Raw genomic sequence first — 11,391 nt, forward strand, 5'->3', positions numbered from 1 at the left:
AGTATTGCGGAGTGAAGTGACGGAATGATAGGTTGAAGACTCGATAAGTATTAATAGAAAAGTTATTCTCTATTGGAATCAAACTTGCTTGTATCTAATAGAAAACTTATTCTTATCTAACGGATAACTATAAATGAAAGTTCTGTTTTTATAAATGCAACTTTTGTTTTTATAAATGCAACTTGCATTTGTACAATTGCAAGTTGCATTTATAGTTTAAATCAAATAGAAAATATCTTTTCTATTTGGTAACGACAACTTTGATTCCAATAGAGAATAACTTTTCTATTAATGGATGAGAAGGGAATTTATAATAGTCTTCACTGTTTCCGGTTAATAAGCGAAGTCTCAGCAGTATTATATTGTCTTGGTTATGAAACAAAACTTTCTCCTTCTTCGTTTTATAAAAATAGAGAAACTAAATTGCATTCGATATGAAAACATTCATTTTAATGATAATGACTATGATGTTTACTATTTCTTCAGAAGCTCAGAATAAATCGTTCTACGATTTTACGGTGAAAACGATTGATGGAAAAGAATTTCCTCTCTCTTCACTGAAAGGAAAAAAGGTATTGGTGGTGAACGTTGCTTCCAAATGCGGATTTACTCCGCAATACGCTAAATTGCAGGAACTGTATGAGAAATATAAAGATAAGAACTTTGTAGTCATCGGTTTCCCGGCAAACAACTTTTTGTGGCAGGAACCGGGTAGCAATGAAGAAATTGCTAAATTCTGTTCTCTGAACTATAATGTTACTTTCCCAATGATGGCTAAGATCTCGGTAAAAGGTAAAGATATGGCTCCACTTTACCAATGGCTGACACAGAAAAAACTAAATGGTAAAGGAGATGCTCCCGTACAATGGAATTTTCAAAAGTTTATGATTGATGAGAACGGAGGTTGGGTAGGTTTTGTCTCCCCAAAAGATAGTCCGCTCTCAGAAGAAATTGTTACTTGGATAGAGAAGGAATAAGGGAAACTTTTTTTAGCTCTCCTTCAAAGTTAGGGGTGAAAACTCCCTTTCCGAGATTCTCTTTTATTTCTTCAACGCTCCAGAAACGACCTCCGTCCAACTCGTCGCTGGGGTGTATTTCTCCGTCGTACACAGTCTTGTGGACAAAGACCAATTCTTTTTCACGGTCGGATTCGAATATATAATTGGTTAATGATTCAGGAGTAAAGTCCGTGATGCCTAGTTCTTCACGGACTTCGCGTTTAAGGGCCATTTCCACGCTCTCGCCCAAATCAATATGTCCGCCTACCGCTGTGTCCCATTTGCCGGGTTGGATATCTTTCCATTCGGGACGCTTTTGGAGGTACAAATCTCCTTCGGAATTGAATACATGAAGATGGACTACCGGATGCAATATCTTGCTTCCATTATGGCATTCCCCACGGGTAGCAGCTCCTGTGATATTTCCCTGCTCATCAACAATGGGAAACATTTCTTGGTTATTATCGCTTGGCATACTGTTTCTTTCTAAGGAATTAATAGAGAGGAATCACCATAACTCAGAAAACGGAAATCGTGGCTTAGGGCATAATCATAAATTGTCCGCCAGTCTCCTTTTACAAATGCGGAAACAAGCAGCAATAATGTACTTTGTGGCTGATGGAAGTTGGTAACCATTGCTTTTACTATTTTATAATTGTATCCCGGCGCAATGATAATTTGTGTACTGGTGTGCAGAGCCTCCATTCCATGACGGTCGAGATAGCCTAAAATCTTTTGTAAAGCAACTATCGGGGGGATTTCGTCATATTTTTCATAAGGTTGCCATTGCTCGACGTGCAGCTCTTCTTCCGTGGCATGGGGATTATTTTCGAGTGTCACTCCAATATGGTATAGACTCTCCAGAGTGCGTACGGAAGTTGTTCCAACGGCAATAGCACAAGCATTATGGTCTATTAGTTTCTTTATCGTATCACGATTGACGGAAATATACTCTGTATGCATTTCATGCCCTTCAATCTCTTCACTCTTTACAGGTTTGAAGGTTCCCGCACCTACATGAAGTGTTAATTCTTCGAGTTCTATCCCTTTCTCCTGAAGTGCCTCCAATACACGGGGAGTAAAATGTAATCCAGCTGTTGGTGCCGCTACCGAACCTTTTATTTTGGAATAAACAGTTTGGTAAGTCTCTTTATCGCTCTCTTGAGTATCTCGGTTCAAGTATGGTGGAATGGGTAATTCACCGAACACTTCGAGGATATCCGCAAAAGTTACTTCCGGATTATCCCATGAGAAATCTATCCAATGACTAGTTCCTCTACAGTCCCCTTTGGTTGCCGTTAAGGTGATGGGGAAACCTTTCACTGTCATTTCGCGTTTCAGTACTCCATCCTTCCATTTCTTCAGATTGCCAATCATGCAAAGCCAGGCAGCGTGTTCTGTTTGCTGAAAGTTTAATACATAATCATTCGGTTCAATAGGTTCCAGGCAAAATACTTCAATGAGGGCACCTGTCTCTTTTCGGAAATGAAGGCGTGCCTGTATGACTTTGGTATTATTAAAGATCATCAAGCTACCTTGTGGTAAATAATCCGGTAAAGAAGTGAAGGTGTCCTCACTTACTTCGCCGCGACGATATACCAATAACTTGGATTGATCACGAACGGACAATGGGAATTTTGCGATACGCTCATCCGGCAAAGGATAATTGTATTCACTGATACGAATGTGTTTCGGATTTACTTTCATCTTTTTTATTGCTAAAAGGCACGACTCAAAAGAGTTTTCGCCTCCTTTTGTAAAAGCACCTAATTCTCAGGCACTAATTGAGCTGAAAACACTACAACTGACATTAAAGTCACCATAAGGGCGAATTTTGATGTTTCCAATACTTGTCGCAAAGATATATATTTGCTAGTATTTGAAATGCATGATATCAGGTTTTTCTGCGACAGATGCCTAATTTTCGATTTATATGAAAGCAAAACATACGCAATAAAAGTGATTGGAAAGTATGCAGTATTAGCAAAGTCGTTGAAAAGTTCGGTAGCTACAGAAAGGGAAAATACTAATAAAAGAAATGTCAGTTATATATTTGATACTATTCATTTTTTTCAACTGTCAGAATCCGTCAGTTGAAAAAATAAAAAGGAGTTAAGTAATAAACTTAACTCCTTTTTTTATTTCACTCAGCTGTCGGGGTGAGAAGATTCGAACTTCGGACCAAATACCCCTCCCAGAGGTGAATTTCTCATCTCAGTTTCTATCATAAGTTTGACCTATAGAAGAAGGTGTTTCATTTCTCTTCAATTAAGTCTTATAGTCCTAAGTTTGGGTCATTTCCTCTGCCGAAGCAAATGTTTATTTATAGTTCTTCTGAAAAGAATTATCTAAAAAATTAAGATGATTCGTCCTTTCCTATTCGTTACTATTAAAAAGAGATAATTAGCGAATAGTAATTTCTTCTATATTTTGCTTTTCTATTTTATCCAAAGGTATTACCTGAAGCTTAACTTTGGCAAAATCAATCGTTTTCAGGTCAAGTTTCCGAATCTGCCGATTATAATAAGTTGTATAATAGAAATCAAGATTAGTAACATCACTTACACTTGTCCATTGTGTAGACGATGGAAGATCAGGAGCTTGATGGTAAGGGTATACCGAGCCAATAGGAATGTTAAAATTATCAAGAATAACAAAAGCCTGATTCATTGTTTTATATGCATCCCGTAAAGGAGGAACAGTAGCACAATATGCAGTGGCACGTACAAATCGTGATGGAGGGGTAAAATCACCCGGAATACCTAAAAAACCCGAACCAACTCCAAATGGAGACAACTTGAGAACACCCATCACTTCTTTATCACTGGCAGCAGCCGGATGAAGATTTACATAATTACGAAGATTCGTTAATTGCCAATCGTATGTCGGTGAATTGGTTATAACTCCTATTTCAGAATCATACACTTTCACTTCTCCATTATTAATAATTTCAAGAACAATTACCTTTCCTGATTTATCGGCAATACGCCAATGTACCGGAGGTACTGAATTTATGGATTCCCAAATCATTGGTACTACGACTATTTCAGAGAGTCCTTTTTTGACCTCATCGACTGTAGCGAACTGTGTAAGAAGATACGTCCCAAACTGAAGTACAGAAATTCCTTTAGAAGCTTCGCTTTTATTGAATGGTTTATAGCTGGCATATCCTGGAAAGTAAAATACTCCAATTGATAAGCCTTTTTCATTGATTCCCTCCCCAATAATAGGAGCATTTGCAAGCGATATTCCTACCACTCCGTAACGTGAGGTCCATTGTTTTCCTGTTTTACCATCGGGAGTTTCACCAATCATCGATATACCTCTTGGTATAATAGCTAGTTTTGAATCGAGGTTGAATGTACCCCATTCCATGGTACGAGCAAAAACATATTCATTTTTTTCGCTTTTAAGAGAAATACCGGTACAAGGGAAAACGCCCTGAGTGCTTAGCATAAAAATAGCAATAAAAAATAGCGTCAGATGTTTTTTCTTCATACAGATGATTTTTAATGGGTTTATAATTAACTCGTATTAAAACAACTCCTTACAAATAAAAGTTCATAAATCAGCACCCTTTTTCATCAATTGACAAGTATCGTCGTCCGTCATTTCTTAATAGATTTCATAGTTGCACCTTCTTACTTAATTGAAGGTGTAATACGCTTGTTATATAATGCCACTCTCTTTCCATTACATCAATCTGACGCACTTTTTTTTAGTTTGTCATTTTTAAGAAAATAATCATCGGGCGGATAGGGAACTTTAGTAGCAAAAGATTTCAGTCATTTTAAAATAGGGGAATTAAGCTAATTAAGTACTAATTGTAAATTAATTGGGGTTGTTCTTCGTTTTCCTTGTTTATTCGAAGAATCAATGCTCCGGCTATATAATGCTGTTTTATACGATGATGAGAGCTACTATTAAAATAGAAAAGTCGATACGTTTTTAGGTGTTCTGCATTTTCTCAACAAACTATCTTTATGTCTGCTATACTTTCTGGTTTTGTTTCCATTTTGCTCCCACCAATAAAAAAGAGAGCTAAGATGCTAATCTTAACTCTCTAATTCTCAATTCGTCGGGGTGAGAAGATTCGAACTTCCGACCACACGCCCCCCAGACGCGTACTCTAACCGGGCTGAGCTACACCCCGAATTGCGGATGCAAAAGTACGGATTAATTTTAAAATAGCAAATTATTCTTTTGGTTTTTGTGCATAGCCCAGATGATTTAATTAGTATATCGGTGATTGGTACATAGTATTTGAGTTATATCTTTATTGTCATTTTAATGGTGAAAATCTGTGCTTTTTGCTTTTGAAGTCCAATATTCTTTATGTTTTAAAGTTATAATAAATGAAATAAAAAGAGATTATATTGAAGGTCTTTTACCATGGATAAATGGTCTTCTATTATTACAAATAATAAGTGATGTTTGTAAATGACGAAAGTTTTATAAGGTAGTGCAGATGAATAAATATGAGATGAAAACCTTCTTTTTTTACAGGATATTTACTTAATATACATCATTGGAAAATTATTTTATGAAGAATATATGTAATTATTAATTAAAAAAATAGATAAAAGAGTGACTCACTTAAATGTTGATTCGCTTATGAAATAATCTGCAGTATATTTAAACAGAATAAATATATTGCTTTTTTATTAGTAAAGCATGAATTTATCTAGTATTATAGCCGTATTTGAATATAAATTATTATATTTGCTGGAGAATTAATGTCAATAAAGAAGTGGAATATAGAAATGCCAAACAATTAAAAACTATCTTTTTGGCAACGGTTAAAACTGCATTGTTGGAGATTTTATGTTTGTATAATTTATTATGTAAGCTATGAGATGACACTTTCATACGCTCTACTTAAGTTGTAACAAATCTGATGGTGATTTTCAATTACCATTATATAGTAATATTTTAATATGGATAAATGGAAGAATGATCAATCACGTTATCTGGCGATAAATGTGACAGATGAGAATTGGGGGATGGTGGTTACAACTATTGGCTGTCAGTTCATTCTGCCTCAAGGTCAATATCCTTCTTCGCATCATCCGGAACAATATAATCTTAAACCACAGACCGGACGTATCCTTAGTGAATATCAACTAGTATATATTACGAAAGGTAGTGGCTATTTCTCTTCTCAATCTTGTAAAAAAAGGAAGATATATGGAGGAACAATGATATTATTATTTCCAGGTGAATGGCATAATTATTATCCGGATAAGGATACTGGTTGGGATGAATATTGGGTTGGTTTCCGTGGTTCCTATATGGATCAGCAAGTAGAAAAAGGATTTTTTTCAAAGAAAGAACCTCTGCACCAAATTAGATTGAGTGCTACTGTTGTAGGTCTTTATGAAGATATATTAAGATTGGCTATTAAAGAAGAGTCCGGATATCAACAAATGATTTCTAGTATTGTGGTACATATTTTGGGAGCAGTCTATTATAAAGATAAGAATAACTCATTTGGTAATGTAGAGGTTATTGATAAGATAAATCAAGCTCGTATTATTATAAAGCAAACTTTGGAAGAAACATTGAATCCTGAAAAACTGGCTAATCAGCTTGGATTAGGATATTCATGGTTTCGTAGGGTGTTCAAGGAATATACCGGTGTTTCTCCCGTACAGTATCAGCTACAACAAAAAATGCTTCAGGCAAAAGAATATTTGAATGACCCTTCTTTTACAATTGCATCAATAGCTTATCGCCTTGGATTTGAGACTGTAGGACAGTTTTCTACTTTCTTTCGAAAAAGAGAAGGGGTATCACCGACAAAGTTTAGAGAGATGTTGCAACTACCGGAAAAAACAGGAAAAGAAACCTGAATTTATAGTTGGAGATATGGATAAATACCACAGATTTCACAAAATTACTAAGAGAACCATATACTAAATCCTATTGAATATCTTAAAGAAAATCTATAATAATTTGTGTCATCTGTGGTAGGGAGAAGATAAAAGATAGCAGACCTGAAATCTGCTACCTTTTATTTTTTTATTTAAAAAGAGTGATTTCTGCCAAATAGGTGTACGGCTGTCCGGAATAGTCATTCTTCATGTAAATTTGTACATACCTCATTGTACACAGTTTTGTGAAACTGAATCTTTGGGTTGAACGATTATTTTGAAGTGTGAAGTTTCCGCAACTTGTCCAATTGGTTCCATCCATACTGCCCAGAATCTCGAATTCTTTGAACGGATCTCCACCATCTTGCCGGGGAGTTAATTCAAAACTAGTTACTTCGTGAGTTTCTTTCATATCAAAACTAATCCAATGAGGAAATGGAGGACGTGGATTACAAGTATGACAAGCATGCCAATAAGTTGTAATATCATCATCAATAATCTGCCTTGCCCATCCGTATTTACCACCTTGTTCTCCGGTTTCTTCCTGAGTATCGAAATCTGTTATTTCCCAGTTCTTCTTACTAATCTTTGTCATAGGTGCTATGTTACTTTCCATGACAGTGCTAAAAGTATCAATGCATAAAGTGTCGGGTTTATACAAAGTATAGTGAGAAAACTTACTTCCTAATTTATAGTCTTTGATTGAATAGCTTTCTTGGTCAATAGCAATATGGACTGTATCTTTCTTCTCTTGATTATTGGTATAATTAATCACGGTATAGATAGGTCCCAGTGTTTTGTCTACCGGCAGAAAGCTTACAGCCAACCCTTCATCCGACGATATAGGAGTCCCGTTGAGGGGGCGGTTTGTTAATCGAGCCATGAAATTTTCACCATACGAGTGGCCGGACTTATAAACAGGCACGGAACGGTTGTTAAACTGATCGTATGTATATAACTCGAAATTATATAAGTTTTCCGGTAAATTAATTATATGCCTTAACGTATCTACCTTTTCAGTTCTTTCAACAGGTATATCTAGTGAATCCATTTTATTGTTCCAAAAGATTAAACAACCACAGACTTTCGGGTCCGAAATGAATAATCCTTCAATCATTACCCGTTCTTTACCGGAATATATTTTTACTGAGTCTATTCTTCCTGTATATGAGATTTCTCCGTCTCCGATGAATTTCTTATAATCATCCATAGGAGTACATGCCAGTATTCCTCCAAATAGGAAACCTGCAATTGCTAGATTACTATATATTTTTCGTTTCATAGTTGTTCTTATTTTTGTTCTCTGTTATCACCATAAGCTTGTATCTCTGTCAAGTCTAGCCAAGTAGTTCCCTCCCAGTTTAATATCTGCTTAAGTCTTATGTATTTAGTACGAGGTGTCAGTGGGTCGAGTTCTACATTAAATCCGGCTTCTGCATAACGCTTGTCTTCATCACTCATTTGTCCGTAGGGCAGACCGGATGGCTTTATTACTTCATATCTGCTTAGTAAATACCAACTATTATCCCAACTACCATCAGGATTAGGCTTTTGCGAACCCCAGACTTCAATGATACGAGGCGTTCCCCGATAATAGTATGGCCACGGTCCACTTGCCATCCATTCCGGATATGTCCAGAATTTGAGACGGCTTAATTGAGCTGTCTGTCCGAGATCTACCGTGCAATATGTTGGACTGCCATCTTCCGGTTGTGCTGTCATATAGCGTTGGGCTGCTGTAGTATTACCATCCCACAACTTTCCTATTCCCTCAGAACCACCACGTTCGGGAGTGTCTCCCGGTAAACGCCCGTCTCTATATTTACTCTTTGCCAGTTCTGTCTCAAAATACGGGCTGATCTCTGCAAATATAGTATCAGTGTAATTTTGGAATTTGTCGCGAATAACAGCACCTATCTGGTAAGTTAGCGTATCCAATCCACGTAGAGTTTGATTTATATCTACCGTTTGAGTGTAAATACCTTCCATATTCACCCATTTATCTAATGAGTCTTTATAGAATACTTGAATCGCCAGATTAGTCTTCTCGTCATTCTTTCCAGTTACTTTTACTCCCATAAAATCTGCTCTTAACTCCATAGAACGTCGTACCTCCCAAATAGGACTTTCCTTCGGTTGCACTTTGATTATGACAGGATCAGAAGCCACTTCACTTTTATTATATGAATATATTTTCACTTCATGCTCTTCCGTATCAAAAAAACCATCCAATGTCATTGAATTCGTGTAATAAGAAGCCCGGACTTCCCGTTGTTTGCCCGACTGTAATGTATATACAGCTTTGACGTACAACAGATCTTTGTCGTCGGGCAATGTGTAGCTGATATCAACACTTCCTGCTCCCGGTTTCATTTGCAAATTCGTAACCTGCCCCGGAGGCGTCTGGTTGTCACTGAAAGGCTTCATGTTGTTGTCTTCACTACATCCAATAAATCCCAAATAGCAAGATAAGAATAATGGGATTAATCTGATACCTTTTATATGTCTCATGATAATCTATCTTTTTTATTTATTTCCAATATTTTCTTGATAATACCTACCATCCCGGGTTTTGAACCAAGTCGGTATTCACTCTAAGATCCTGCTCCGGAATAGGCCACAGATAATCCCGCGGAGCTATAAATTCTTGCATATAGAGAGTTCGTTTCTGATAATATGCTCTTGGCTCTTTCTGACTGATATCCCAGCCTTTAATAGCTTGGTTCAACTCGTTGTTTGCAGTTTTCCAACGACGTAAATCCCAAAAACGATGCCCTTCAAATGCCAGTTCAATACATCTTTCACGTTGTATGATTTCACGCATACCATCTTTAGTTGTAGGCTTACTCGGATTCGTCGAATAATTTGTCCATGACTCGACAACTCCTTTCAGACCGGCACGTTTTCGTACTTCGTTTATATAATAATAAACATCTTTATCCGGGGCACTTTTCCATTCATTAAGTGCTTCCGCATACATTAAGTAAAGATCGGCCAAACGAACTTCAGGCCAAGGATATACTTTACGTTGGCTTGATTTTGTGAAGGTAGATTCCCAATTAACCAGTTTCTTTACGAAATATCCGGTTGCCGAATACCGACCCTGAATGACTCCCGCACCTAGTTCTCCTAACCGACATTTCAACCAATAAGGTTCCTTATCCGATTTAGAAGGTATATCATACATTAACCAAGCAGATCTATCAAATGCAATATCTGCATAGAAGCGAGGTTCGCGATCAAAATGCAACGTAGCTGTTTGCTCATTAGGCTGGATATTAACGCTTTCATCTTTGGTGGCAGTTCTTATGGTTTCATACCGAATATAATTTTGTGCCAGATACTTGTCTTCAGTAATAGGTACTCCATTCTTTGTATAGAACATTTCTACCATTTTTAAGGGAGGAGCCATTTGTGCAAGATATGCGTCGTATGAGTAATCATCTCTTAAGGCAGCCATGCAGATCTGTTGTAAACGGTCGGCGCGCGAATTGGAATTTCCCCACACTACTTCTTTATTCCACGGATCACAAATAGAATTACGAATACTCATTTGAGTAATGGTCTCATCTGTCATACTAATCTGAGATGTGTTTTCGAAGTAAAATAATTTAGCTCCGTCTCCCTCGGCTGCATCTATAGCTGCTTTTATTGCAGTTGCCGCACGTTCCCACTTTGTTGCATCATACTCTGTATTGACCAGAAGTTCTCCATCTTTATTTTTGAAATTAGCGTAATCTGAGTTTCCGTTGAACAGCGGGCTGGCAGCTAATAAATATAACTTTGCCTTTGCAACTAAAGCGATAGGCTTGGTAACGCGTCCCAATTCTGTTGTCGGACGAGAAATACTCGTGGGTAACTTTTCATAAGCTTGATCCAGTAAATCTGCGATATAATCCACACACTTATCAACCGGGACACGTTTTACACGCACACCTTCCGGTGAAGCATATATAGGAATGTTTTTGTCTATAAGAGGAATAGGACCATACATTCTTAATAACAGATAGTGATAATATGCTTTTAAGAAAAGAGCTTCACCGATCCAACGGCTTCTTTTGTCCAATTCGAGATCTCTGACAATCGATTCATTTTGAATGTTTTCGAGAAATGTGTTACAAAGTCTCAGCCCGATAAAATAACCACTGGCACTTCTGGAAGAATTCCAGGCACTGTGATAAGGACTATTTATGTTTTGATATCCTTTGGCTATGGACCAGGCATCTTTATTAACAACTCGTTCATCCAGATCCTCCGGTAGCCAGGCTTCGTCTGCTCCAAAGAATCCTACATTACCATTTTCACTTCCATTCGATGGAAGTCTGGAGTAACAAGTAAATAAATACTTCTCAGCCTCTGTACTATTAGAAAATGCGTGTTCTATAGTTTGTACATTATCTGGAACAACATCTAGGAAATCACAAGAAAATGCGACTAATGTCCAAATACACACGCTGGAAACTTTCAGTATTTCAAGAAACTTTCCTATATGACTTGAATGATTTATTTTCATTTCTATT

General features: G+C 37.1%; 8 protein-coding genes and 1 tRNA gene. 2 read left to right on the plus strand and 7 right to left on the minus strand.

Going from position 1 to position 11,391, the window contains the following annotated elements:
• The first annotated feature begins 434 nt into the window (after window positions 1–434).
• Window positions 435–977 (plus strand): glutathione peroxidase, encoded by a 543-nt coding sequence (locus PHO71_RS04080; protein ID WP_300199306.1) that lies wholly within the window; start codon window positions 435–437, stop codon window positions 975–977.
• Here PHO71_RS04080 and PHO71_RS04085 read toward each other — a convergent pair.
• The 4 genes from PHO71_RS04085 to PHO71_RS04100 all read right to left on the minus strand — a co-directional run bounded on the left by PHO71_RS04085 (window position 955) and on the right by PHO71_RS04100 (window position 5,151).
• Window positions 955–1,473: an NUDIX domain-containing protein gene (locus tag PHO71_RS04085; protein ID WP_300199309.1), complete on the minus strand. Its 519-nt coding sequence runs from the start codon at window positions 1,471–1,473 to the stop codon at window positions 955–957. The two genes, PHO71_RS04080 and PHO71_RS04085, sit on opposite strands and share 23 nt — an antisense overlap.
• Window positions 1,474–1,484: 11 nt before the next feature.
• Window positions 1,485–2,705 (minus strand): S-adenosylmethionine:tRNA ribosyltransferase-isomerase, encoded by a 1,221-nt coding sequence (locus tag PHO71_RS04090; RefSeq protein ID WP_300199312.1) that lies wholly within the window; start codon window positions 2,703–2,705, stop codon window positions 1,485–1,487.
• 696 nt (window positions 2,706–3,401) lie between these two features.
• Window positions 3,402–4,496 (minus strand): choloylglycine hydrolase family protein, encoded by a 1,095-nt coding sequence (locus PHO71_RS04095; protein WP_300199315.1) that lies wholly within the window; start codon window positions 4,494–4,496, stop codon window positions 3,402–3,404.
• 580 nt (window positions 4,497–5,076) lie between these two features.
• Window positions 5,077–5,151 (minus strand) — tRNA-Pro (locus tag PHO71_RS04100).
• Between the two features lie 784 nt (window positions 5,152–5,935).
• On the opposite strand from PHO71_RS04100, the gene PHO71_RS04105 reads away from it, so the two are divergent.
• The gene (locus PHO71_RS04105) at window positions 5,936–6,850 is read left to right on the plus strand and encodes an AraC family transcriptional regulator (protein WP_300199318.1); all 915 of its coding nucleotides are present in this window, start codon (window positions 5,936–5,938) and stop codon (window positions 6,848–6,850) included.
• 169 nt (window positions 6,851–7,019) lie between these two features.
• Here the strand turns inward: PHO71_RS04105 and PHO71_RS04110 are convergent, their stop codons facing one another.
• The 3 genes from PHO71_RS04110 to PHO71_RS04120 are packed head-to-tail and all read right to left on the minus strand — an operon-like array spanning window position 7,020 to window position 11,384.
• Window positions 7,020–8,153: a DUF4998 domain-containing protein gene (locus tag PHO71_RS04110; protein ID WP_300199321.1), complete on the minus strand. Its 1,134-nt coding sequence runs from the start codon at window positions 8,151–8,153 to the stop codon at window positions 7,020–7,022.
• Window positions 8,154–8,161: 8 nt separating this feature from the next.
• Window positions 8,162–9,382 carry a DUF4959 domain-containing protein gene (locus PHO71_RS04115; RefSeq protein ID WP_300199324.1) on the minus strand — a complete coding sequence of 407 codons (1,221 nt, stop codon included), beginning with the start codon at window positions 9,380–9,382 and terminating at the stop codon, window positions 8,162–8,164.
• 46 nt (window positions 9,383–9,428) lie between these two features.
• On the minus strand, window positions 9,429–11,384 hold the full coding sequence (locus tag PHO71_RS04120) for a RagB/SusD family nutrient uptake outer membrane protein (RefSeq protein ID WP_300199327.1): 1,956 nt from the start codon (window positions 11,382–11,384) through the stop codon (window positions 9,429–9,431).
• Window positions 11,385–11,391 lie beyond the last annotated feature (7 nt).

Source organism: Bacteroides sp. (assembly GCF_028690125.1).
In the GTDB taxonomy this organism is placed as follows: Bacteria; Bacteroidota; Bacteroidia; order Bacteroidales; family Bacteroidaceae; genus Bacteroides.

Bases quoted from the DNA above. Each gene is read 5' to 3' on its own strand.
- PHO71_RS04115 (WP_300199324.1), bottom strand. From the start codon at position 9,382: ATGAGACATATAAAAGGTATCAGATTAATCCCATTATTCTTATCTTGC.
- PHO71_RS04085 (WP_300199309.1), bottom strand. From the start codon at position 1,473: ATGCCAAGCGATAATAACCAAGAAATGTTTCCCATTGTTGATGAGCAG.
- PHO71_RS04080 (WP_300199306.1), top strand. From the start codon at position 435: ATGAAAACATTCATTTTAATGATAATGACTATGATGTTTACTATTTCT.
- PHO71_RS04110 (WP_300199321.1), bottom strand. From the start codon at position 8,153: ATGAAACGAAAAATATATAGTAATCTAGCAATTGCAGGTTTCCTATTT.
- PHO71_RS04090 (WP_300199312.1), bottom strand. From the start codon at position 2,705: ATGAAAGTAAATCCGAAACACATTCGTATCAGTGAATACAATTATCCT.
- PHO71_RS04095 (WP_300199315.1), bottom strand. From the start codon at position 4,496: ATGAAGAAAAAACATCTGACGCTATTTTTTATTGCTATTTTTATGCTA.
- PHO71_RS04120 (WP_300199327.1), bottom strand. From the start codon at position 11,384: ATGAAAATAAATCATTCAAGTCATATAGGAAAGTTTCTTGAAATACTG.
- PHO71_RS04105 (WP_300199318.1), top strand. From the start codon at position 5,936: ATGGATAAATGGAAGAATGATCAATCACGTTATCTGGCGATAAATGTG.